Annotated in this window: 21 protein-coding genes; 6 read left to right on the top strand and 15 right to left on the bottom strand. The window is 45.3% G+C overall.

The window, feature by feature from the left end; translation table 11 throughout:
- Positions 1–45 precede the first annotated feature (45 nt).
- Positions 46–501 (bottom strand): MarR family winged helix-turn-helix transcriptional regulator, encoded by a 456-nt coding sequence (locus ACHZES_RS20265; RefSeq protein ID WP_395546393.1) that lies wholly within the window; start codon positions 499–501, stop codon positions 46–48.
- A 35-nt stretch (positions 502–536) separates the two neighbouring features.
- Entirely contained in the window at positions 537–1082 is a 546-nt protein-coding gene (locus tag ACHZES_RS20260) for a glutathione peroxidase (RefSeq protein ID WP_395546392.1), read from the bottom strand.
- 274 nt (positions 1083–1356) lie between these two features.
- On the opposite strand from ACHZES_RS20260, the gene ACHZES_RS20255 reads away from it, so the two are divergent.
- A complete protein-coding gene (locus tag ACHZES_RS20255) occupies positions 1357–3807 on the top strand; it encodes an FAD-dependent oxidoreductase (protein WP_395546391.1) in 2451 nt (816 codons plus the stop codon).
- Between the two features lie 205 nt (positions 3808–4012).
- On the opposite strand, the gene ACHZES_RS20250 is transcribed toward ACHZES_RS20255, so the two are convergent.
- Positions 4013–5677: a DUF2207 domain-containing protein gene (locus tag ACHZES_RS20250; protein WP_395546390.1), complete on the bottom strand. Its 1665-nt coding sequence runs from the start codon at positions 5675–5677 to the stop codon at positions 4013–4015.
- Positions 5678–6387: 710 nt separating this feature from the next.
- Here ACHZES_RS20250 and ACHZES_RS20245 point away from each other — a divergent pair.
- The 3 genes from ACHZES_RS20245 to ACHZES_RS20235 are packed head-to-tail and all read left to right on the top strand — an operon-like array spanning position 6388 to position 8077.
- Positions 6388–6849 (top strand): helix-turn-helix domain-containing protein, encoded by a 462-nt coding sequence (locus ACHZES_RS20245; protein ID WP_395546389.1) that lies wholly within the window; start codon positions 6388–6390, stop codon positions 6847–6849.
- A complete protein-coding gene (locus ACHZES_RS20240) occupies positions 6849–7703 on the top strand; it encodes an alpha/beta fold hydrolase (RefSeq protein WP_395546388.1) in 855 nt (284 codons plus the stop codon). Before ACHZES_RS20245 ends, ACHZES_RS20240 begins: the two co-directional genes overlap by 1 nt.
- Entirely contained in the window at positions 7700–8077 is a 378-nt protein-coding gene (locus ACHZES_RS20235) for a DUF4180 domain-containing protein (RefSeq protein WP_395546387.1), read from the top strand. Before ACHZES_RS20240 ends, ACHZES_RS20235 begins: the two co-directional genes overlap by 4 nt.
- A 76-nt stretch (positions 8078–8153) precedes the next feature.
- Here ACHZES_RS20235 and ACHZES_RS20230 read toward each other — a convergent pair whose 3' ends face one another.
- Together ACHZES_RS20230 and ACHZES_RS20225 are read right to left on the bottom strand one after the other, a co-directional pair.
- Positions 8154–8801 carry an AAA family ATPase gene (locus ACHZES_RS20230; protein WP_038277147.1) on the bottom strand — a complete coding sequence of 216 codons (648 nt, stop codon included), beginning with the start codon at positions 8799–8801 and terminating at the stop codon, positions 8154–8156.
- Positions 8802–8878: 77 nt separating this feature from the next.
- Complete coding sequence (locus ACHZES_RS20225) at positions 8879–10174, bottom strand: galactokinase (RefSeq protein ID WP_395546386.1); 1296 nt, start codon at positions 10172–10174, stop codon at positions 8879–8881.
- A 223-nt stretch (positions 10175–10397) separates the two neighbouring features.
- Here ACHZES_RS20225 and ACHZES_RS20220 point away from each other — a divergent pair, with 223 nt between their 5' ends.
- Positions 10398–11342: a TIGR01212 family radical SAM protein gene (locus ACHZES_RS20220; RefSeq protein WP_395546918.1), complete on the top strand. Its 945-nt coding sequence runs from the start codon at positions 10398–10400 to the stop codon at positions 11340–11342.
- Positions 11343–11344: 2 nt separating this feature from the next.
- Here ACHZES_RS20220 and ACHZES_RS20215 read toward each other — a convergent pair whose 3' ends face one another.
- From ACHZES_RS20215 to ACHZES_RS20195, 5 genes are all read right to left on the bottom strand, one after another.
- Entirely contained in the window at positions 11345–12523 is a 1179-nt protein-coding gene (locus ACHZES_RS20215) for a CapA family protein (protein WP_395546385.1), read from the bottom strand.
- 389 nt (positions 12524–12912) lie between these two features.
- Positions 12913–13755, bottom strand: a complete 843-nt coding sequence (locus ACHZES_RS20210; protein ID WP_038277141.1) for a DegV family protein — start codon at positions 13753–13755, stop codon at positions 12913–12915.
- Between the two features lie 202 nt (positions 13756–13957).
- The gene (locus ACHZES_RS20205) at positions 13958–14248 is read right to left on the bottom strand and encodes a sulfate transporter (protein WP_395546384.1); all 291 of its coding nucleotides are present in this window, start codon (positions 14246–14248) and stop codon (positions 13958–13960) included.
- A 164-nt stretch (positions 14249–14412) separates the two neighbouring features.
- Entirely contained in the window at positions 14413–16416 is a 2004-nt protein-coding gene (htpG, locus tag ACHZES_RS20200; protein WP_038277138.1) for a molecular chaperone HtpG, read from the bottom strand.
- Between the two features lie 147 nt (positions 16417–16563).
- Entirely contained in the window at positions 16564–17061 is a 498-nt protein-coding gene (locus tag ACHZES_RS20195) for a DUF5721 family protein (RefSeq protein WP_038277136.1), read from the bottom strand.
- 376 nt (positions 17062–17437) lie between these two features.
- Here ACHZES_RS20195 and ACHZES_RS20190 point away from each other — a divergent pair, with 376 nt between their 5' ends.
- On the top strand, positions 17438–18724 hold the full coding sequence (locus ACHZES_RS20190; protein WP_395546383.1) for a M18 family aminopeptidase: 1287 nt from the start codon (positions 17438–17440) through the stop codon (positions 18722–18724).
- A 2-nt stretch (positions 18725–18726) separates the two neighbouring features.
- Here the strand turns inward: ACHZES_RS20190 and glp are convergent, their stop codons facing one another.
- The 5 genes from glp to ACHZES_RS20165 form a co-directional block, all read right to left on the bottom strand.
- Positions 18727–19935: a gephyrin-like molybdotransferase Glp gene (gene glp, locus ACHZES_RS20185; RefSeq protein WP_395546382.1), complete on the bottom strand. Its 1209-nt coding sequence runs from the start codon at positions 19933–19935 to the stop codon at positions 18727–18729.
- Between the two features lie 90 nt (positions 19936–20025).
- Complete coding sequence (fdhF, locus tag ACHZES_RS20180) at positions 20026–22722, bottom strand: formate dehydrogenase subunit alpha (RefSeq protein WP_395546917.1); 2697 nt, start codon at positions 22720–22722, stop codon at positions 20026–20028.
- 47 nt (positions 22723–22769) lie between these two features.
- Entirely contained in the window at positions 22770–24032 is a 1263-nt protein-coding gene (locus tag ACHZES_RS20175) for an NADH-quinone oxidoreductase subunit F (RefSeq protein WP_395546381.1), read from the bottom strand.
- 19 nt (positions 24033–24051) lie between these two features.
- Positions 24052–24468, bottom strand: coding sequence for an NAD(P)H-dependent oxidoreductase subunit E (locus ACHZES_RS20170; protein WP_286173365.1), 417 nt, complete (start codon positions 24466–24468; stop codon positions 24052–24054).
- Positions 24452–25360 carry a formate/nitrite transporter family protein gene (locus ACHZES_RS20165; protein WP_395546380.1) on the bottom strand — a complete coding sequence of 303 codons (909 nt, stop codon included), beginning with the start codon at positions 25358–25360 and terminating at the stop codon, positions 24452–24454. The genes ACHZES_RS20170 and ACHZES_RS20165 overlap by 17 nt, the downstream gene beginning before the upstream one ends.
- Positions 25361–25376: the final 16 nt, after the last annotated feature.

Here is a 25376-nt window from a genome sequence, read left to right as displayed (position 1 = left end):
CTTTTATATGGCAAAGGCATGAATGCAAGAGCACCCTCGCGCAAATCAGGATTCACGCGGGGGTGCTTTTGTTGGGTCGGTCTGGCCTAAAATCTGGTACAGAAGCCGGTATAAGGTTTTGAACTCCTCTTTATTTACAGGAACACATTGGGAGATCCGGTCAGGGATGGTCACAGCCTGGTCTTTTAGCTGCTCTCCCTTTTCCGTCAGTTCAACGATCACACTTCTCTCATCATTCTTGGCACGGCTTCGTCTGAGCAGGCCGGCAGCTTCCATCTTTTTCAGCAAAGGGGTCAGGGTGCCGCTGTCCAAATACAAAAGCTCTCCCATTTTCTTAATGGTGACCTGCTTTCTCTCCCATAATACCATCATAGCGATATACTGAGTATAAGTTAAACCGATCTCATCAAGGAATGGTTTATACCATTTGATGATCTCACGGGAACAGGCATAAAGCGGAAAGCAAAGCTGGTTCTCTAGTTTTAATTTATCATAATCCATTACTTCTCTCCCTATGCGATCCTCGTCACGTTTTTTCACAATAAATTCTTTACACATTCTTTTACATAATTCATATCCGCGGTCGGCTCAAAACGTCTGACCACATTTCCCTGGCGATCCACAAGGAATTTAGTGAAATTCCACTTAATATCCGGTTCATTTTTATAATTGGGATTTAGATTCTCAAACTTTTGTTCCAGACGGGACGTCAGCTCATGTCCAGGGTCAAAGCCTTCAAAGCCCTTTTCTTTTACCAGGTAACGGTACAGAGGAATCGCATTCTCTCCATTTACATCAATCTTAGCAAACTGGGGGAAGGTGACTCCAAAGCGTCCGGTACAAAAGGAATGAATTTCATCGTTGTCACCAGGCGCCTGATTTCCAAACTGGTTGCATGGAAAATCAAGAATCTCAAATCCTTTGTCGGCATACTCGTCATACATGGACTGTAAGTCCGTATACTGGGGAGTGAACCCGCAAACCGTTGCAGTATTGACGATCAGTAACACCTTGCCTGCAAAATCGGATATGGGTTTCTCTGTGCCATCCATCTCTTTCACTGTAAAATCATAAACAGACATTTCATGTACCTCCTTCTTGTATTATGCAAAATAATATTTATTAAATCTAATTTTATCATAAAACGTTATTCTGCATTTGTCAATGGTTTCGCAAAATTTAATTGTGCAAAATTTAAAATCCTAGGTTTTCCTAATTTATAGAAGCGAATAAACGTTGCCACAGAACACTGACTGTTATGTGACTCAATCACAGACATCTTTTAAATTCTTGTTTATACTGAACGAAACAACATGTGATCAATCGTAATTTTAAAAATATAGCAGGAGGCATATTATGAAGAAAATTGTAATTATCGGCGGAGTCGCCGGAGGAGCCAGCTGTGCAGCCAGGCTGCGCAGGCTTGATGAGGAGGCAAATATCATTATGCTGGAACGAGGGGAATACATTTCCTACGCCAACTGCGGCCTTCCTTATCATGTAGGAGATGTGATTAAATCCAGAGATGCATTGTTACTGCAGTCGCCGGAAGCCATGAAAAAGAAATATGATATTGATGTCAGGGTAAAAAACGAAGTTACCTCCATTGATAAGGAGAATAAAAAAATCACGGTCCGCAGGCTGGATTCCGGGGAAACCTATGAAGAAACCTATGACACCTTAGTCATTTCCACTGGTTCTTCACCGGTCCGCCCACCCATTCCTGGAATCGGATCTTCCCGTATCCAGACGCTTTGGACAGTTCCTGATACTGACCGCATCCGCGCTCTTATTAAAGAAAACAAAATTAAAACAGCCGCTGTCATCGGCGGAGGCTTTATTGGCCTTGAAATGGCTGAAAACCTCCGTCACGCAGGTCTTTCAGTTTCCCTCATTGAAATGCTGGACCAGGTTATGACGCCTGTGGACTACGAAATGGCCCAGTTGCTCCATGAGAACATCCTGCAAAACGGGGTAGACCTTCATTTGGGCGACGGTGTCGCTGGGTTTGAAGATCAGGATGGATCTGTGGCCATTACATTAAAAAGCGGTAAAACCCTTTCCGCAGAACTGGTCATCCTCTCCATCGGTGTACGACCAAACAGCGAGCTGGCAAAGGCAGCCGGTCTTTCCGTCAATGAGCGCGGCGGCATTGTGGTAGATGAATATTTAAAAACTTCAGATCCGGATATCTATGCTGTAGGAGATGTGATACAGGTCGACGACCTTATATTCCAGGAACCGACAATGATCCCTCTTGCAGGACCTGCCAACAAACAAGGGCGCATTGCAGCCAATAATATTGCAGGAGCTCAGGAAACCTATAATAAAACCCAGGGAACGTCCGTTGCAAAAGTATTTGATTTAGCTGTTGCTTCCACCGGAGCTAATGAAAAGGCACTGATCAAGAGAGGCCTTCAAAAGGGAAGTGATTATGAAAGCATCATCATCACCCAAAATTCCCATGCAGGCTACTATCCCGGTGCCGTACCTATAACCTTGAAGCTTCTTTTCTCCGCCGATGGAAAAAAGATATTCGGTGCTCAGATCGTAGGCCGGGACGGAGTTGATAAACGGATCGACACTCTGGCAGTGGCCATTCGCCTTGGTGCAGGGATCTCTGACTTAAAGAGCCTGGAGCTCGCCTACGCCCCTCCCTTCTCCTCTGCAAAAGATCCGGTCAACATGGCTGGCTTTGTGGCTGAAAACCTGATCACGGGAAAGGTTGCATTTTCAGCCTGGGACGCTGTGGAGCAAAACCCGGAGACAGTACTGCTTGATGTCAGAGAGGATGCAGAGTTAATGGCCTTTTCCCTGCCAAATGCAAAGCATATTCCTCTGGGACAATTAAGAAGCCGCTTAAAAGAGCTGGATCCTTCAAGGAAAATCATCGTCTTCTGCGCCATTGGAGTCCGGGCTTACAACGCTGCCCGCCTCCTGATGCAGAACGGATTTCATAATGTCAAGCTTTACCCCGGCGGTGCTAGATTCTATCAGTCTACCCATTATACGGCTGACGGAGTTCTGCCCTCTGAACAAACTGTTTATTCCGACAGCGGCCAGATGGAAACAAAAAATATCCCCACCTCTGCCATGCGCTTAGACTGCAGCGGAATGCAGTGCCCCGGCCCCATCATGAAGGTGTTTGAAACCATGAAGGAGATGCCGGATGGAGCAGTCATGGAGGTTTCTGCCTCTGATCCTGGTTTTACCCGGGACATCGGCGCCTGGTGCAGACGTACCGGAAATGAACTAATGGCCTGTGAACTCCGAGGAAAGGATTACGTAGCCCTGGTAAAGAAAGGAACTCCGGTTGCCCCAGAAAAAGTCGAAGCAGCCGAAGGAAAGACCATCATCGTATTTTCTGGTGATCTTGACAAGGTTTTGGCAAGCTTTATCATTGCCAATGGCGCTGCTGCCATGGGCAGACCTGTTACCATGTTCTTTACCTTCTGGGGATTGACTGCATTAAGAAAGTCGGAAAAACAGCCGGTTCGCAAATCACTGGTGGAATCCATGTTTGGATTCATGCTCCCCAGAGGCAGCAAAAAGTTAAAATTATCGAAAATGAATATGGGCGGCATGGGAACCGCCATGATGAAAAAAATCATGAATGATAAAAATGTGGATTCACTGGAAACCCTGATCCAAAAAGCTATGAAATCCGGTGTGAAAATTGTGGCCTGCACCATGAGCATGGATGTCATGGGAATCCAGGCTGAGGAACTTATCGACGGAGTGGAACTTGGAGGCGTAGGCGCTTATCTGGGGGATGCGGAAGAATCCAATGTGAATTTATTTATTTAGAATAGAAAGCTATGGAATAGATACAGGCATAAAATGATGAGTTTAGTAAATAGGCGGGTCCGGAATATATACGGGACCCGCCTATCCTTCATCATGCGGCCAAAGACTGATAATCTTTCCTGTTCCTGCACTTTGTCTTGCTTTCACCGATTTTTCGCATATAGTCTTAATCTCACTTTTGAAAATGTTCCAGCTCAGCGTCCTGTTACCGGCTGCCTCCGCCGCCTCCACCGGAGAAACCTCCACCACCGACCGAACCTGCGGCACCGCCGATCCCGTCCGTGTTTTGGGTTGGCGTAGCAGCACTCGAAATATGATTGGTCATGGTCACAAGGTATATCATGTTGAAGGCGTTGCAGCCGTACATACCTGCGAAGGTATCAAAATATGCGGGGTCGAGGGCTTTCATGCTTTCTAGGACCTGCTCTCCGACGTTAAACAAGGTGGCGAATACAAGATAATCCCCCCAAAGCTCTCCCGGAACCGGTCTGTCTTCCCTTTGCATGCGCAATTCCATCAGGTATTTCCGGAACCCCAGTAGCTTGACAGCCTGCTCAAAACCCGATACAGTAAACCGGACAGTGCCCTTTATATTCGTTGCCGCCGCCCCTGAGCGGATTAATACTTTTTCGCCTTCACGTTTCACTTCTGCCGCCCATGCAGTGAGCTTCTTATAAAGCGTATCCGCCCGCTTTTCGATGTCAGAGGTCCAAAGAAAGCCGTTATGGTCGATATCGTCGGTTAAGATGTCGTACAGCGACCGCTCCACCCCTGGATCTGGTATTTTATCCGGGCTAAATATGATAGCTTCTTCTTTAGACCTTTTTATGGTTCGATCACTTTCCCGTTCTATGCGGATATAGCCCGCCTCCTGCCAACGGATAAGATACGCGCCCATAAGCTTTTCACAGGAAATGCCTTTGCGTAACAGCAGCATGGCGGAATATACAGCAGGAATGCTGGCGCCAAAAGGAACCGACCAGTTTGTGTCTATTTGTTTCTTTCCGGGAAGGCGCACGGCTGTACCGTCTGCCAGCTTGTATCGTGAAGAAAAGAAAACAACTGGAATGACGGTCATGACAATAACCGCCCCTAAAACAGCAAGGACGATATATAAAGCCGTATCAGAGTTTTTATTTTCTGCGGATTCCTGCAACTTTTCAAAAGACATGTCGGCTGCGGAGGCCAGCGGGAATAAGCTTCTGTCAAAGCGGCAGAGCACATTTACATAGTCTCCGCCTCCCAAAGCTTCAGAAGAAAAAACATTCAGGCTGCCGTCGCTCCCGATCTCGGCTTCCCCTGTAAAGCCATATGCCCAGATGCGGGCGTTGTTTGCCGTCAGACTTGTATCCGCCATCCGGATTTTAATATAAGCTGATTCCGGAGCGTTTGAAAGCTCCGAGATAAACTGATGATAGAACCCTGCATAGTCCCCATAATCTTTTACCAATCCCTCTACGGTATATTGAATGGTATATTGATGGTTACCATAGCTGCCAATGCCCCAACAGAGTTCATATCCATCGGAGGTTTTCAGGATGCCGCAGGTGCCGGACTTTTCCTCTCTGGAGAGTTTTGTGTTCCAGCCGTCCAATGTTTTGTATTGCGTTCCCGACTCGTCCCATACAGCAAGGGAATGGACGCTCATCCCATCCATGTTATTCAGAGCCTTGTAATATTCGGTGCCGCTGGATACACCGCGCACATCCCAGATCTCCGTTATGACAGCAGAGCCATCACTCTGGAGAATGACCTCCAGGTTAATGGACGGTATGGCATCCTCTTTCGCAAACACCTGAGCTGCTCCCAGAATGAACAGTACTGTGAACAGTACGAAAATAGTAAACAATTTTTTTTGCTTTGATCTCATTAGTCTTCTCCTGTCTTGTATATAGGTATCAATAAGTTGTAGACATCCCATTATATAATTTTTTTGACCATTTTCCCAGCATAAATATAGCTATATCCATCAATGATCGGGGCGTCAATGTTATGATTTTGACATCTTTTGCTCCGAATTTGTCTTGGCTCATACCGAAGTTGTCCTTGTTGCTCAATTGACGCTCAATTGTATTAAATTGATGCTGCTGGCGGCAACCTCGTGTCATCCTAATTTATCAGTCAGGTCTTTTCCATAATAAAAATAGAATGCTTCATACGGACTTTTCCCATACAGCTTTTTTCTATAGGAATTGATATGATACACATCAGTTTGACAACGCATCAGTTCATCAAAGCTTTTTCCCTTTGGCAATACCCTTCTTAAGAATTCATAGCCTACCTCTATTTCCGCTTACTGATAGGGCGCATTTGGATTGCAGTAAAAGATTCTGGTTCTTTGAAATCCTTTTCCATCTGCACCATACTCTATACATTACCCGTTCCCTCGATTTGTTTTCCGCCGATTGAAAGGGACCAAATCTGCCGTAACAACTGTCTTACATACATAAAAGGTTATGGAACAACGCACCATTTTTTTACTTACATAATAAAAATACTGAGAAAGCGCTTGACACATTCCTTATTATGTCTTATTATTACTTATATAGAGCATTATAGTAATAATAAGGAGTAATTGATATGAAAGAAAAATATTATACAGTAGAACAAATATCGGAAATGCTGAATATCCACCCAAAGACAATTCAACGCTACATCAGGGAAGGGAAACTGCAGGCGGGAAAGATCGGAAAAAGCTGGAGAGTGACCGGACATGACTTAAGTGTTTTTATGGAAAACACAAAACCACAAGCCGGAAAGGTAACCATCCCTTTGAATAAAAATTCCGACTATGAAATAAAGGTGTCTTCCGTAATTGATATCGATGTTAAGGGAATGGATGATGCCATTCGTATTATGAATACCGTTACTGCCGCACTGAATACCAATCTACCAGAATATGGCCATCCGACCATGCATGCGCAGTTTTTGGAATCAGAATGCAAAGTACGTGTCACCATATGGGGGAACATCCAATTTGCACAAGCAATTATTCAGTTAATAATGGAATTGGTTGAAACTATTAGACAGGAGGATTATTAATGACGCCTATACAAAACAAGGTATTCAAATCCCAGGAAGGGAAAGAAAGAGTATTATCTTTTTACAATCAAATATTAAGTCAATTTCCAGCTATGCAGCGTTATGTGGATACCATATACGGAAAGACCTTTGTACTTGAATGCGGACTTCAGGAAAACCCTCCTCTTTTGCTGCTCCACGGCTCATGCAGCAACAATGCTTTCTGGGCGACGGAAATCTTTGCATTATCAAAAGCTTATCATGTATTCGCCATCGATATAATTGGAGAGGCTGGTAACAGTGAGGAAAATAGGTATGACCCCGCTGCCGATGAATATGCATTATGGTTGAAAGAAGTCCTGGATAAATTACAGATTCGCCGCATAATCATCATGGGAAATTCATTTGGCGCATGGATGGCTCTGAAATTCTCAACAGCATTTCCTGAATATGTGGCAAAACTTATTTTAATCTCTCCATCAGGTATCACTCCAATCCGTCCGGAGTTTATTTCTAAGTCAGAGGAATATGTTTCCCGGGATAAAAATAAATCAGAGACGTTTGACGATTCCATTATTGGCGAAAGTGATATACCTCAAAAGGCAAAAGATTTTATTATGCTGATCGTGCAAAATTTCATTCCTATGACTGATGCACTGCCAGTTTTTGCAGATAGTAGATTACAAAGACTTACCATGCCTGTTCTTCTGATCGCTGGTGAAAATGATGTTACCATTGATGCTCATGAAACAGCATGCAGGCTTGCTGCCCTGGCTCCAATGGCTGAAACCCACATTCTTCGAGGCTGCGGGCATATACTGACAAATGTATTAGATATCGCAGTTCCATTTCTAGAGAAAGAAGGGCTTAAATGAATATTAAAACAATAAGAAACCAGAATATTGCCATTGTTGATAAGGACGAGAAAATAACCAACGCTCAAGATATCCTTGATATAATGGCTACATCCCAATACAACTCTAATTGCATTGGCATGATCCTGTATAAAGAAAACCTTGATGAAAGCTTTTTTGATCTTAAAACAGGTTTAGCTGGGGAAATCCTGCAGAAATTTTCAAATTACCATTTTAAACTTGGAATCGTAGGAGACTTTTCACACTATACCAGCAAAAGTCTAAGGGATTTTATCTATGAATGCAACAAGGGAAACATGGTTTATTTTAAGGAGGATTTAGATAGCGCCTTGTCTGCACTGGTACCGGAAACCTCCAAGAAACATGAAAACTAATCAAATGATAAATCAGTCTGGACATGGAAACGGCGGCTTTGAAATCATAATCAAAGCCGCCGTTTTATGCGTTCCTTTATAGCTCAATTCCTCTAAGCTTAATATAATCCTTAATCAGCTTCGCTGTCTGCTCTAGGTCAATGCTGCTGGTATTGATAATCAGATCATAATTATTCCAATCTTCCCAGTTTCCGCCGGTATAGTAGCGGTAATACTCCTTCCGCTCCCGGTTAATCTTCTTCACCCGCTTTGTGGCTTCCTTTTCATCAATCTTATCCACCTCCATGGTGCGCTTGATGAGGGTCTCAGTGTCTGCATAAACAAAGATCTTTACCAGGCCTGGGAACTCTTCCTTCTCACGGCCTAAGATGTAATCTCCACACCGTCCGGCAATGATGCAGGACTCTTCAGAAGCCAGCTCTTTAATGACCTGGGACTGGAAACGGAACAGATTCTCCGGTTTCACAATGTCCGCATCCGTAGAAGGTTTCCCAAGCTGGGGCTTTAAGCCGCTTACGATCTTGTAAAGCAGATTACTTCCCGCCTTTTCATCCGCCAGACGGAAAAATACCTCCCCAACGGCGCTTTGCTCCGAAGTTATGGACAAAATCTCTTCATCATAAAAATGAATTCCCAGCTCCTCTGCAAGGGCTTTTCCCACGATTCGGCCGCCGCTGCCGTACTGTCTTCCTATGGTGATGACCAGATTTTTCTTTTCTATCATAATGCCTCCTTCTGCCCACGTTCTATTCTAACGTTTCTTTATTATATTTTACTCCATTTTGGCAGAATTTACAATTATTATTGATTGATTATCTCATTGAAGCAGATGGCTCCATATGGCCTGATGCTCATTCGGTAAGCATTGCCCTCTCCCATGGCTTTCTCGATATAGGAAATATATTCTTCTACCAGCTCATTGGGCAGCATGGTCATGATGACACCGGCAAACCCGCCGCCATGGATCCTGCATGCACCTGTATTTTTCTCTGCCAGGAAAAGTTCCGTAAGAGCCAGGGCAATGGTGATTCCCTGCTCCTGGAAGCTGGTGTTGGTAAAGCAGTTCTGAAGCCATTTCCATGAGGAATTACCAGATTCGGTGATTTTCTTTAAAAAGTCCTCAAACCGGTTTTCTTTTAAAGCTGCCACTTCTGCTTCTACTCTCTTATTCTCTTCAAAGAAATGGAGGGCCCGAAGGACAGAACGGTCACCGGCAAAATCCCTGATTTCCTGTAAATTGTCAATGACCTCTTTTTCCGTGATTTCAGCGCAGACTTCTTTACCAAAGAATTCTGCAACCTTTTTCATCTCTGCCGGAACTGAGGAATAATCAGCACTTAAATCCGCATGACCCTTTCCTGTATTGACAATAATAAGGCTGTGGTTTTTTGAACCAAAATCAAAATCAATCTTCTCTACAACCGGAACTGCCGGGTCCTTAAAATCAATGGTAATAAGTCCCCCTACTGCACATGCCATCTGGTCTAAAAGGCCGGAAGCCTTGTCCCAATACACATTTTCGGAAAACTTGCCGATATGGGCATATGCCACGGCATCCATGGCGCTATGATTAAAAAATGTATTTAAAATAGAGCAGAGCAGCATCTCAAAGGAAGCTGAGGAGCTGACACCTGCCGCACTGATGACATTGCTGGTTACGATGGCATCAAAGCCGCCGATCTCATATCCGCCCTCTAAAAAGCCCTTTAAAAGACCTTTCACCAGATCAATGGTTCCTGCCTTCTTATCGCTTGGAGCTAAGTCATCCAGATCAATCTCAAAGTTCTGGTTATAAGTTTCACTGATAATATTCACTTTTCTGCTGTTGTTTTTTGCAGCTACTCCCACACAATCCAGATTAATACTTCCAGCCAGCACTTTTCCGTGGTTATGATCGGTATGGTTTCCACTGATCTCCGTGCGCCCCGGCGAAGAAAACAGCATTACGTCATCCTCCGGAAATTTCTTCTGGAAGTTTCTTATAAGGCTCTGATAACGTTCAATATTCTCCTTAACTGCCTCTTTTCCATATAAAGCAGTCATAAGCTTTTCTGACTCTTTAGACTCCAGCAGCTGAATCGTATCAATTATCTTCATGTCACTTGCTCTCCTTTTCCGAATTTACTGCCCACGATTTTGGGCTGGGCACACTTTTCCCTATTCATTGACAAAGCTTTGTCATTGCTACGAGTATATCATAGATGCCAAAGATTTCACAATATAATATTTTACGAAAACCTATAAAATAATTTGACAGGTCATCCGGGAGCCCCGTATAATGAAACAATCAAAAATAAGCACGGACAGAAAAGAGGAAACCATGTTCTGGAACGAAAAACCTTATCATTCCCTAGACTATGAAATGAAGAAACAATACGGACAAAAAGTCTATAAACTGGCCCTTGACGGCGGTATGACCTGTCCTAACCGGGATGGGACCCTGGGAACCGGGGGATGCATTTTCTGCAGCGGCGGAGGTTCTGGAGAGTTTGCGGAATCCTTAACCCTCCATTCCTCCGTTACGGAGCAGATCGAATCTGCCCGCGAAAGAATCCAGAGTAAAATAAAGACCGGAGAAGGCCGTTTCATCGCCTATTTTCAGTCTTATACAAACACGTATGCTCCCGTATCCTATCTGGAAGAGTTATTTACCCAGGCCATCTGCCATCCAGATGTGGCGGTCCTTTCCATTGCCACCCGTCCCGACTGCCTTCCGCCTGATGTCCTGAATCTGTTAAAAAGCTTAAACAAAATCAAGCCTGTCTGGGTAGAACTGGGGCTTCAGACCATCCATGAGTCCACAGCCGATCATATCCGCAGAGGATATCCGCTCCATACTTTCTTTGAAGCCTACCAGAATTTAAAAGAAGCCGGTCTTACGGTCATCGCTCATGTCATTTTAGGGCTTCCTGGAGAGACGAGAGATATGGTTCTTGAAACTGTAAACTATCTGGGCCATCTGGGAGAACATGGAATCGACGGAATCAAGCTTCAGCTTCTTCATGTGTTAAAAGGAACGGACCTTGCCGAAGAATATGATAAAGGCCTGGTTCCTGTCTATACCTTAGAAGAATACACTGACCTGGTGATTGACTGCATCGCCCTTCTTCCGCCCCAGGTGGTCATACACCGGATCAGCGGAGATGGGCCGAAAAAACTGCTCCTGGCTCCTTTATGGAGCGGCAACAAAAAACTGGTCCTCGGCACTTTGGCAAAGCGTCTAAAAGAACGAGGCATCTGCCAGGGTGACAGATACCTCGTCTGATTTTAATTGCTGTTATTGTGGACGACGCCGTTTTCATCGATCGTCACGCCAAATGATATCCCCTGGAAATACTGATAAAATTCCCGGATTTCTCCTTCCTGGGTCAGCTCTCTGGTATATCCTGCCTTTGATGTACCCGGGACCAGTGACAAGGTGGTGCTTCCCTGGTCAAAATCCACCTGGGCCCGCATCAGGGCGGTCTTTGGAATGCTGCTACCAAAGATGAAATTGCCAAGACTGTAGCAGATAGGCTTGCCATTGTAATATTCTATTCCCTGAAGCACATGGGGATGGCTTCCGATCACCAGATCAGCCCCTGCATCAATAATCTGTTTGCCTAAGATCCTCTGATGTTCCTGGGGCTTCTCATCCCGCTCCACGCCCCAGTGGACGTAAACCACAAGATAATCACAGCTTTCTTTTGCCTTTTTTATTTCTTCCAGAAGGATGGTTGGATCATAACCGCTTACCATGCCAGGTTTATTGCTGCCCGCCACCCAGTTGGTATCGGGGTAAACCTTGGACGCTCCCAGAAAGCCAATGGTCTTTCCATTCACTTCTATTTTCTCAAGCTGTTTGGCCCGTTCCATATTAGGGCCTGCCCCCACGTACTTAATACCGGCTCCATCCAGAGCTGTACAGGTATCCACAAGGGCATCTGTTCCATAATCAAGGGAATGGTTATTGGCCAGGGTAACGATGTCAACTCCGATTTCATTCATCAGGGAGACCTTGGATGGCGGCAGGCGGAATGTAAACTGCTTATCCGGTGCCGCAGAGCCCCTGTCGCTGAAAGGAAACTCCTGGTTGGCCATAAAGATATCCGCACTGCTAATTTCGCCCCGATATCCTTCGTCCAGGACACCTTCCATGCTCCCAGACTTATCATAAGCCATCATAACATGACTAGATAGTAATATATCGCCTGCAAAGAGGAGCTGAACGGCTGATTTTTGCTCTGTTTCTTCCTCCGTTGGAGCGGTTTCTTCCTGTGACTGGGACTCTTCCACCGTCAGAACTTCCGTTTCCACTGATGCCTCAGGCTCTGACTGGGTCAGGTTTTCTCTTGGAACGGCCTGCGTTCCATTCCATTCGCTTACGCCGATCCACCCAATAAGCAAAACAAACAGCACTATGGGTAGGAAAATCAGAATCTTCATCAGCCCACTTTTTTTCTTCATCTACTCCTCCTGATTGTTGACTATTTCCACATAGGTTTTCATTTTTCATTACTTTTTCCACAAAAACCTTGAGGTTTTCCATAACTTTTCTTTCATATTTCTCTGGATTTTATTCCATTTTTTTATATTACACTGGTTCCAAGGATTTGTCAAATATTCCCTTTTGTATACAGATTAAACGGTAAAATCTTTGAACTGACAAAAGCAAGTTTTCTCTTGGAAAATTGGGAAAATGTAAGGGAGTTGAAAATCACTTGAAATTTAGATAGGTTAGATGATAGTAAAGACAGAAAGAAAGCATTCACTCAAAAAGTGGATGCTCTCGTTATTGATATAAAATGTCCTTACGGACACAGCCCATCCCGTTGGCCGACAGGATGGGCATTTTCTTAAAGTGTCAAGATAATTCCGCCGTCATTGGCATATACCGTAGCAACTCCAGCTGTTCCTACAATAATCACATCCTTAAATACAGCATGCTTTAACATTTCTTGTTTTACGAACTCAGCCCGTTCCGGATTATTACAATGAGCAATTGCCAGAACCTTATCTCTGGTATCTCCTCCGTCCTTAAGGGCAATCTCCACCATGCGGGTCAGCGCTTTATTGATCCCTCTTGCCTGGTCCAGCTTAATGATTACGCCGGAAGTAGCTCCCATAACCGGCTTAATGTTTAAGGCTGTGGCAAAAAATGCCTGAAGACCGGTAAGGCGTCCATTCTTTCTTAAAGTATCCAGACTTTCCAGAACAAAATAGGTCTTCATATTCTTGATGAAAGTCTTTGCCTTCTCTTCAATCTCTTCAAAAGGCAGGGAGGCCTGGCAAAGGGACTGGATATAAAGAGCAATATTCAGCTGTCCGGAAGAAGCAGAATCTGAACCTAGTACTGCAATCTTTTTCCCATCATTCCCATGTTCTTCTTCATAAAGTCTTTTTCCCAGAACCGCACTGTTATAGCTTCCGCTTAAATGCTCGGACAAAGTAATCACAAAAATCTGGTCCACATCGCATTCAAAGGCTTCTTTATATAGTTCCGGTGACGGACATGCTGTTTTAGGACACTCGCTGCTGCTTTTTACCAGCTCCAAAAAACTCTTTTGGTCAAAGGTCTCGTCATCGATTACGTGAGTATTTCCCACTTGTAAAGTAAGGGGAATTATCTGAAAGTGAGGATCCTTCTTTAGATCTGCCGTAAGATCCAGGCAGCTGTCCCCAATGATTTTATAGCTCATATCTCTATCCTTCCTCCTGGCGAAAAACTTATCATGTAGTATTCATTACCATATATTATAGAGAAACCAGACCCGGATGTCAATAGAATAATTTGACATGATCCGGCGGCCATGAGATTAAATCTTAATTATAGTTTTTTAATAAAAAAGGACTTATACCAGGAAACTTCCAAGGTACAAGTCCTTATCTTACCATCAGATATTATTCCTCTCCCTGCGCGTCAAATACTCCTACTGCGCTTATGCTGGAACAAACTACCACTACGACAACAAATAAGATCAGAAGCGTAATTCCCCCGAAAAACCATATTAAAAAGGTCACGCTAAAGTCATCAGATGTTCCTTCTGCCGGTAGGTTGGCTTCTGAAGCAACAACTGTATCTGCATGAGACACAAGTGCGGCTCCAGGTACAGCTCCTGCGAATATGCCCAGCATGAGAGCTATCATCAGACGCAGCATCGCCTTCCTTATCTTCATAGTCTTTTCCTTCATTTAAGTTTCTCCTTTCCATGCCCGTGCTATTTGGGTAATCGGTCCATGCCCAATAAGCGGGGGCAGGTTACCCCCTAAGGTATTTTCCCCTGCCAATTTTAAATCATGCATCTAATATAGCACAATCGGTCAAAAAAAGATATCCCTAAATCCAAGGATTACGTCTATACCTCTGCCATCACAAGCATCAGCTCATTGCTTCTGGCAATAAATTTCGTCATTCGCTCCGATGTCAGAGAACCATGGCTGAGAGCCGCCAGATCATATAGCTGTTCACAGATGGCGTTTGTGTGGGCTCCGTCTTTGTGTCCAAGAATATACTGCACCAGCTTATTGTTGTAGTTAAGAACCAGAGTCTCACCGCCTGCGCCAAACATGGAAGGATCCATTCCCGGCATCGTATACATCTTCATCATCTCCTGCATACGGCGGGATTCCTCAGATACGGTAATCATGGAAGATACATTTCCGTTCTTTAACTTCTCCACCTTTACATCCAGATGTTCTTTGTTTAATGCTTTGCAAAACAGCTCGGTCAGGGCTTCTGCATCTGCCTTCATGGCTTCCTTATCTTCTTCCTTTACTTCTTCCTTGAAGATATCGGATAAATCTGAATTAATGCATAAGAACTTAACATTCTCATTCTTTTGTTCCAGATAGCCAACAAATGGGCTGTCAATATTATGGGTTAAATAAACCGCATCCATGCCTGCCTCTTTAAACATGTTGATGTACTGGCTCTGCTCTTTTTCATCGGAGATATAGAATACACTGTTCTCATGCTTCTCCTTATTCTCCTCCAGACAATCAGAAAGGGTTAAATACTTGCCGTCCAAGTTCTTAAACAGGAGGGAATCATTGATCTTCTCTGCGAACTTTTCGTCTTTTAAGCAGCCGAATTTAATAAATGGGTTGATGTCATCCCAGTATTTCTCATAATTCTCACGGTCTGTTTTAAACATACCGGTTAATTTATCTGCAACCTTCTTTGTGATGTAGTCGGAAATCTTCTTCACAAAGCCATCGTTTTGAAGGGCACTTCTGGATACGTTAAGCGGCAGATCCGGACAATCGATCACGCCTTTTAACAGCATCAGGAATTCTGGAATAACTTCCTTAATATTATCAGCAATAAATACCTGGCTGTTATACAGCTTAATAGTTCCTTCCAGGCTGTCATAATTTAAATTCAGCTTGGGGAAGTAAAGGATTCCCTTTAAGTTAAAAGGATAATCCATATTTAAATGAATCCAGAATAAGGGTTCCTTGTAGTCATTAAATACCTTGCGGTAGAAGGACTTATACTCTTCCTCTGTACATTCGTTGGGATGCTTATTCCACAGAGGATTGACATCATTGACAGGCACCGGACGCTTTTTAATCTTATATTTTTCTTTGGCAGGAGATACTTCAACGACTTCCTTTTCGCCGTTTTCGTTCTCCGTTTCCTCTGTCTTTGCTTCCTCGATGATGGTCTCAATTACAGTGTCCTTATCGGTCAGCTCATCCTTTTCAATGGTCTCATACTGAGGCTCTGAAGAAGAACTGGATAAATAAATTGCCACCGGCATAAAGGAACAGTATTTGTCAAGGACCTCTTTTGCGCGGTACTCGTTGCAGAACTCCAGGCTTTCTTCATTAAGGTACAGCTTAATAGTGGTACCAAACTCTGCCTTGTCCCCTTCTTCCATCTCATATTCCGTACCGCCGTCAGACTCCCAGTGAACCGCAGAAGCCCCTTCCTTATAGGATAAGGTATCAATGGTAACCTTGTCAGCTACCATGAATGCGGAATAAAAACCAAGTCCAAAGTGGCCGATGATCTGATCTTCATTGGCCTTGTCCTTATATTTTTCAAGGAAATCCTGTGCGCCGGAGAAAGCGATCTGGTTGATGTACTCATCCACTTCTTCCATGGTCATTCCAAGGCCGTTGTCCTTAAAGGTAATGGACTTTTCATTGGAATCTGTAATGATCTCGATCTTAAAATTAAGATCCTCTGGCTTCTGCCATTCTCCCATAATTTCCAGCTTCTTAAGCTTTGTAATGGCATCGCAGCCATTGGAAACAAGCTCACGGTAGAAAATGTCATGGTCAGAATACAACCATTTTTTAATAATTGGGAAAATATTTTCGCTGTTAATTGTCAAACTACCTGTTTTTGCCATATCAGAACACTCCTTACTCTTTATTCTATTTCATTTCCATGTTTCCATGGAATTCTCACAAATTTTACCTGCAAAGAATATTTTAATACGCAGTTATGGAAATGTCAATAGAAAATCAGCACTCAATTAAATCGAGTGCTAATAATCCTATTCTTCCAGGAATGGAATCTCATTTTGTTTTAAAAATCCTTTAAATGCCTGATCCCATTCCTCATCCAAGGTCTTATCCAGAGTAAAGACAGAAACCGAGGTTCCTGTCACGCAGAAAAGCTTATCGTCCTCATAACGGATATTGATGTACAGTCCCTTTACCTGGTCGGATGTAAAAGCAATCTGGCGGGAGGCAAGAAAGCGCTCTGTTCCTTCCTTTGACATCTGCAGGATGATCCGGAAACTTACGGGAAGTCTTTTTCCTTTAATTAAGGAAAAACAAAAAGGCTTCATCATGGCCCAGGTAGAAAGCTGTCCGGTGTTCATCTCCTCCAGTTCCTCTTTGGAGTAATAGGCAGAACGTATCGACCCATCAATGGTAAATGTATTAAAGGTAACAATAACAGCTTCCTTTGCAAGGAACTGGTCAAACACTTCCCCTACGAACAGCTTGGAGGTAAAGAGCTTGAGGTCCTCAATTTTCAGTGCGATCATGACAACTTCTCCCCATTTTATAATCTCTATCCGTTAACTATACACCGGATCATCCCAGACTGTCAACGCAGGATTTCCCTTGATCTTCACTATTCCAAACCGTTTTTTTCTGTGGTATACTATTTTTGCGTAAGCAATGAGCAGTGTAAAACAGGGTGCAAACAAATTTTCGTCGTGCCCGCACGTAAGAAAATTTATTTACACCCTGTTTTATAGGGCGAATGCCCGCGAGCCAGGGAATCCCCAGGATTCCCTGGCTTGCACTGCGGACTCGCCAAGCAACATCATGCCCTTAAAAACACAGGCAAAAAAGAAAAGTCGCCCTGCAGGCATACCATCATGCCCCCAAAAACACAGGCAGAAAAGAGGAAATCATATGAATCACATCAAGCAGTTAGAGACGCTGATCGCCGCATCCGTATCTCCATACCACTGTATCATGGCGGCAGCGGACCAGCTATTGTCCGCAGGATTTAAGGAGCTGTCCCTGGTCGAACCCTGGAAATTACAGCAGGGCGGGTCATACTACATAAATGTCTTTGATTCCACCCTGGTCGCATTTACCGTGGGAGAAGAGTTAGGCGAAATACCGGCCCTTAAGCTGGCGGCATCCCATACGGACTGGCCATGCCTGAAGGTAAAACCCTCCCCTGAAGTCACTTCTCTGGAATACGGAAAGCTTAACGTGGAGGTATACGGAGGTCCCCTTTTAGGGACCTGGTTTGACCGCCCCTTATCCATGGCTGGAAAGGTCTCCGTAGCCGGAGCATCCCCCATGAAGCCTGAAACCATTTTTGTAGACTTTTCACGTCCCATCCTTACGGTCCCCAACTTAGCGATCCACATGAACCGGGATGCCAACGATGGAGTTGCCATCAATGCACAGATCGACATGCTTCCCCTCATAGCCCGGATCACCGATGAGTTAAGTAAGGAAGACTTTTTCTTAGAAGCTCTGGCAAAAGAGGCAGGTGTAAAAAAGGAAGATATTCTGGATTATGAAATCTACATCTACAACTGGGAGCAGGGAACACTATTAGGCTTACAAAATGAGTTCTACTCTTCTCCCCGTCTGGATAACTTAACTTCCGTACAGGCCTGCTTAAGCGGTATTATGACCGGACCTTGCAAAAACAGCATTCATGCCATCGCCCTGTACGACAATGAGGAAATCGGAAGCCATACCAAGCAGGGAGCCGCTTCCGCCCTGATGGAACGCATTCTTGAAAAGATTTGCTTATCTCTGGGATATACCAGGGAAACATTCCTAAATGTTTTGCTGAGCGGCTTTTTACTGTCTTTAGACGTGGCCCATGCCATTCACCCCAACCACGGGGAAAAATGCGATATTAAGAACCAGATCCTCATGGGTGACGGAGTCGCCATTAAACTGGCGTCCAGCCAGGCCTATGCCACCGACGCTACCAGCACCGCAGTCATTGAAGGAATCTGCCGGACAAATAATATTCCTTATAAAAAGTTCTCTAACCGCTCCGATGTAAAAGGCGGCTCCACTTTGGGAAGCATTTCTTCCGCCCTTCTTACTATGCGGACGGTAGATGCAGGTGTGCCCATACTGGCCATGCACTCCGCAAGGGAGATCATGGGTACAAAGGACCAGGAAGCCCTTGTTCATCTGGCAGAGGCATTTTTCCAGGCGTAATTTTACCAATCCTGTTTCCAATAGATAATATCCACCATATCCCCCGGTGAAATAACCGTTCCCTGTTTCTGGTCAATGATGCAGTTTGAACGGAGCATTTCGGATAAAACGGAGGAATGGTGGTTTTTGTCTAAAATATGGACGCCTGTCTCATCGCTGAATGCCTGGACAAACCGCCTCCTTTTTGCCACATTGGTATTTCCCTCTGCCACCATACACCTTGTTTTTTTCCAGGAAAGAGAATCATCACCAACCAACTTGGCCAGAACAGGCCAAAAGAACAGCCGGAAATTAACCATGGCAGCAAAAGGGTAGCCGGATAAGCTTAGGATGAGCTTCTCCTTGTATCGGTTCGCCATGACAGGCGTGCCCGGCCGCATATTCACTCCATGAAAAAGCCGCTCAGCCCCCATTGTTTCCAATGCCTCCGGAAGAAAATCCTTCTTTCCCACGGAAAGTGCGCCGGTGGTTATGATCACATCTGCCTGACTGATTCTCTCTTCCAACATACTGGAAAACCTTTGGGCATCATCAGAGCAGATTTCCAGAAAAGAAACCTGGACTCCCAGAGCTTTTAACTGGGCGGCAATGGCATAGGCACTGCTGGGATACACCCCTACCTTTCCCAAGGGACTGGTGAGCGGTACAAGCTCATTCCCCGTTGAGATTATGCCCACCTTCGGCTCATTAAGCACCGCAATTTCCCGAATTCCCAAACTGGCTAACACACCGATATGCCCTGCGCCCAAACGGGCCTGCCGGGGAATGATGCACGTTCCGGCTTGTATGTCCTCTCCGATCCTGCAATAGTTCTGCCAGGGTCTTCCCTCCACATAGATCTCCGCCTGCTCCTGGCCATAATCCGTATCTTCCTGACGTATCACACAGTCATAGCCTTCCGGAACCACGGCACCGGTCATTACCCGGACCGCTGTACATGGTTTTGCCTGAATGGAAAGATAATCCCCTGCACATATTTCACCAACCACTTGAAAATGGATTGGTGTTTCCTTTGAAGCACCTTTTGTATCCTGACTTCTGACCGCATACCCATCCATTCCTGATTTGGGGAAATGGGGAACAGGAAAAGGCGCTGTCACATCCTCTGCACAAATTCTTCCATAGGCAGATAAAATGTCCAGCTTTTCTGTCTTTGTTTCTATTTTAACGCTGCTCACCAATCGGTTAACGGCTTCTTCTAATTCAATCAATAAGGCTCCTCCCTCCTTATATAACGATATAAAGGACAAAGGGGCTGCTGCGTAATAACAGGTTGCAGCCCCTTTTCTTAAATGACAGGATTAAGCTCGTTTTACAGACACCGCACACACCTTGTATTCCGGAATGCGGGCGATATCGTCGATCACAAAATTCGTGATTTTATTTACGTTTCCATCTGCGAAATGGAAGGTCATGAATACTTCCGAAGGCATCATTTTATCTCCTACCACAGCCCGGGATTCAATTTCTCCCCGGCGGGAGGATACTTTGACTTTGTCTCCATCCCTAATTCCCAACATGGCTGCATCTCCCTGGTTGATCTCTATATAGGAATCTCCGCAGATTTCATTTAAACCTTCGGTTCTGCCTGTCATGGCTCTGGTATTGTAGTGATAGAGCATGCGGCCTGTGACCATCATAAACGGATAATCGTTGTCAGGAAGTTCCTTGGATGGCCGGTACTTTGCCGGATAAAAATAACCAAGTCCACGTGAAAATTTACCAACGTGCATAATATAAGTACCTTTGCTTTCCTTATCCAGGCAGGGCCACTGAAGCGTTTCCCCCCGGTCCAGTCTCTCAAAGCTGATGCCTCCAAAAGCCGGCGTTACGCTGGCAATTTCATCCATGATCTCAGCTGCTGTTTTTTTCTCGCAAGAATAGCCCATACGGTTCATCACGTCATAAAAGATGTCCGTATCCAGGCGCATTTCCCCTTCCAGAGTCACTGCTTTGCGTACTCTCTGCACCCGGCGTTCCGTATTGCTGAAAGTTCCCTCCTTTTCCCCATAGCTGGTTCCGGGAAGGATCACATCAGCATACTGGGCCGTTTCTGTCATAAACAACTCCTGCACCACAAGAAAGTCCAGACTTTCCAGGGATTTGGCAACGTGGCCCGTATCCAGATCCGTAACCATGGGGTCTTCTCCGAAAATGTAAAGCCCCTTGATCTTCCCTTCTATGGCTTCCGGCAGCACCTGGGTGGACATGAGTCCGGTGGTTTCACTTAAAGGAACCCCCCATACTCTTTCAAATTTTTCCCGGACCTCTTTGTTTGCCACCTTTTGGTATCCAGGGAAATCGTAAGGCATACATCCCATGTCACAGGCACCCTGTACATTATTCTGCCCTCTGAGAGGGTTGATGCCGCAGCCTGATTTTCCTATTTTCCCCACCACCATTGCCAGATTGGATAAGCTCATAACACCTTCAGTTCCCGTGGAATGCTCTGTGACTCCCAGGCAGTAAATAATAGGAGCTTTTTTTGCCCTGGCGTACATCCTTGCGGCTTTGCGGATATCCTCTGCATCAATGTGGCAGATCTCTGCTACCTTTTCCGGTGTATAATCTTTTACAATTTCAGCAAGCTCCTCAAATCCTTCGGTCCGTTCCCTAATATAGTCCATGTCCGCAAGGCCTTCCTCTATGATGACATGAATCATTGCATTGGCAAAAGCGATATTGGTCCCTGCTTTGATGGGCATATGAATGACCGCATCCTTAACTAAATCGATCTTACGCGGATCCACAACAATGATCTGCGTGCCCCTCCTGATTGCCTGCCGGATCTGTGTGCCAACCACGGGGTGGGCTTCGGTAGGATTGGAGCCAATAAGTAAAATAAGGTCAACATCTTCCGTAATGTCCCGGATGGGGTTTGTCATCGCTCCGGAACCCAGGGTCGTAGCCAGGCCATGGACCGAGGCGGAGTGACAGACTCTTGCGCAGTTATCAACATTGTTGGTTCCAAAAGCGGCTCTCATCATTTTCTGAAAAATGTAATTGTCCTCATTGGGAGCCCGGGAGCAGGAAAAACCGGCATTGGCATCTGCTCCATACTTCTTTCTTATTTCTGTAAACCGGCTGGCAATTAAGTCCAGGGCTTCGTCCCAGCTTGCCTTCTCAAATTTCCCGTCGCGCTTGATAAGCGGATGAGTGAGACGGTCTCCGGAATGAATGAACTTATAGGAGCCGAACTTGCCTTTTACGCACAAAAGCCCCCTATTTGACGGCCCGTCAGCCGGATCAACACCCACGATCCGGTTGTTCTTCACCAGAAGATCCATTTGGCATCCTGTGGCACAATGAGGGCAGGTAGTCCGCACCTTTTTAACCTCCCAGGCCCTGTAATGCCTCTGCTGATCCTTAGAGGAAAGAGCCCCTGTGGGGCAGTTTGACACACAGTTTCCGCAGGATTCACACATGGACTCTCTCCAGGGAAGCTGATAGCTGGGACTCATGCGGGCATCAAAACCGCGGTTGGAAATGCTGATCACATCACGCCCCTGCAGCTGCTGACATACTCTGGTGCAGCGCCGGCACATAATACATTTTTCCGGATGGAAGGAAAAGAAAGGATTGCTGCTGTCCACTTCATTCGTCCCGACCCTCTTTCCATAGGGAAAACTGGTTTTTTCCACACCGTATTCCAGACAGTAATCCTGGAGCCTGCATTCCCCGTTGGATGCACAATCAAAACAGCTTAGCACATGATTACTCAAAAGAAGGTCCAGGATAAACCGACGGGACTCCACCACCCGTTCCGATCTGGTGGATACTTTCATTCCGGGAGCACAGTGCTCAGAGCAGGAAGGGACCAGACCTCCCTTTCGTCCGCCCTCGATTTCCACCACGCACATCCGGCAGGATCCGTCCGGTGCCAGTTCTTTCATATGGCAAAGAGTAGGAATCTCAATATCCAGTGTTTTACAGGCTTCCAATATGGTGGTTCCCTTTTGTACGGAAATGGCGTGCCCGTCGATTTCCAGTTCAATCATAGAGTTGTTTTTCTCTGTTTCTAACACAGTATTCTCCTCCTTCTCCATTAACTGATACAGGCTTCGAATTCATCTCTGTAGCCGGCTAAGGCAGAATTCACAGAAACTGATACCGATTGGCCAAGTCCGCATGCGGACAAATAAGTAATATGTTCCAGCATCTTTTCAAGTCTTTCAAGATCCCCCGGCCTGCCCTTATGATGCTGTAAATTCTGAAGCAGCTCTAAAAGCCGCGTGGTTCCCAGCCGGCAGGGCGTACATTTACCGCAGGACTCATGAACGAAAAATTCCATGACACTTGTGATATAGTCTACAACGCTTACGCTGTCATCCATTACCACGATGGCGCCGGATCCCACTGCCAGCTTATGGGACCAGAAGTCTCCGTAATCATACAGGCAGCCCTTGATCTGCCCACTGGTTCCAATGGGGCCGGATTGACCTCCAAAATGGCAGAATTTAATGGGCCTCCCTGTGGAGGTACCGCCTCCGTACTCCTCACTGTAGAGAATCTCATCAAGGGGTGTGCCAAGAGGGATCTCATAAATCCCTCTGTTTTTAATATGCCCGGATAAACAGATGAGCTTGGTTCCGCCCCCATCCTTTGTACCAAGCTGTAAGAAGGCTTCTCCGCCCATATTGATGACAGCAGGAACACAGGCAAAGGATTCCACATTGTTGACCAGCGTTGGCTTTAGGTAAAGTCCCACATCAGCCAGATGGGGAGGTTTCACCCTTGGACGCCCGGTTTTGCCCTCAACCGAATTAAGAAGCGCCGAGTTCTCACCGCAGACATAAGCGCCGCCGCCGGAAACAATGTGGAGATGAAAGTCAAAGCCGTCAATCCCCATAATCTTATTTCCCAGATATCCGGCTGCCAGAGCATTGCTTACCGCCTGATGGAACACTGCCTGGATATGGCGGTATTCCCCCCTGATATAAATGTAACCGTCGTTGGAACCGAATACATATCCCGCAATCAGCATGCCTTCAATAATGCTTAGAGGATCCTTTTCTAACAGCAGCTTATCCTTAAAAGTGCCAGGTTCCCCTTCGTCCGCATTGCAGACAATGTATTTTGGAGTATCGGTGCTGCCGTATAAATGGCGCCATTTACGGCCTAAGGGATAGGCTGCCCCGCCTCTTCCCCGAAGCAAAGCGGTATCCAGTTCTCCTAAAATATCCTCTCTGTCCATTGAAACGGCTTTATGCAGTGCTGCAAAACCGCCGTATGTAATATATTCATCAACGGAAGTGGAATCCGTCATTTTTCCCACCCGTTTTAAAAGGACCGGTTCTTTCATTGCCATTGTGTTTCCCCCTTTCAGCCTATACGGCTATTTTTCCTCTTCGCAGGTCATCAATCAAAGCAGATATTTTTTCATCGTTTAGATTGCCGAATACCGTATCCTTGATCTTAATGACCGGACCAATGTCGCAGGCACCTACGCACGGAATATAGTGGTACGCAAAAAGGCCGTCATCTGTCGTCTTGCCCATGGGTACGCCAAGCTTTTTCTCCAAGGATAAACACACCTCTTCCGAGCGGGAGAAATGACAGGGTGAGCTGTTGCAGATCTTAAGGACATATTTAGCCTGAGGCTTATCCTTTAACATCGCATAATAGCTGACAATCTCATAAACCCTGGTTTCGGTCATATGCAGCTCTTCTGCTACCATGGCCGCAGTTTCTTTGTCAATATAGCCTTCTTCTGAAGCAAATTGAAGATCAATTAAAATTTCCAAAATGTTTTCCTGCTTCGCTCCATCCTGTCGGATGATCCTCAGCTTTTCTTCCCTTACCCTTGTATCCATTGAAGTTACCCTTTCTTTCATTTAATTTTACTTCACATTCCGTTTCGACATTCTCTTTCTGCCCATACATACAGAAACAGGGAAGGGCAAAAACTAATGCTCCGCCAATGGCGTTTCCGATAAAGACAAACACCGTATTCTGCAGGTAATTAAACCACGTGATCGAAGACTCACCGGAAAAGATTGCTGCCGGAATGACAAAAGCGTTTGCCACCACATGCTGAAATCCCAAGACCACAAAAATCATAATAGGGAACCACATTCCCGCCATCTTTGCGGTAAAATCCTTGGCGCTGGTCGCAAACCATACAGCCATGCATACAAAGATGTTGCAGCCGATAGCTGAAACCAGTGCCACCATAGGCGGATCGCTGATCTTAGAGTTGGCTACAGCCATGGTTTTGACCAAAAAGGCGCCTTCCGTCAGTCCCACAAAATGACCGAAGGAGTAGGCCACAATTATGCTTCCAACCATATTTCCTGCCATGACCACCACCCAGTTATAAGTTAAATCCCAAAACGATATCTTTTTCTGATACAGGCCTATCGCCATGGTCATCATATTTCCGGTGGCTAATTCTCCTCCAACCAGCACAATCGCCATGAGCCCTATGGGAAAAAGACAGCCTCCCAGAAATGTTGCAAAGCTCCCCCACTGGGCAGGCATTGTTCCCTGTACACGTATGCAGGCCAAAAAGCCTTCTGCGATAAATGAACCGCCAAGAATAGAAAGTAAAAACAATTTTATAAAAGACAACTTCTTTTTCATTTGGGCCTTATCTCCCAAAATATCCAATACTTCTGCCGGACTAAAAAATCCCATGTTCCCCCCTATGTAA

It is taken from the genome of Lacrimispora sanguinis, assembly GCF_044987295.1.
GTDB lineage: Bacteria > Bacillota > Clostridia > Lachnospirales > Lachnospiraceae > Lacrimispora > Lacrimispora celerecrescens_B.
Note: the sequence above shows the minus strand (reverse complement) of the source record. Positions and strands in the feature narration are given on the sequence as shown.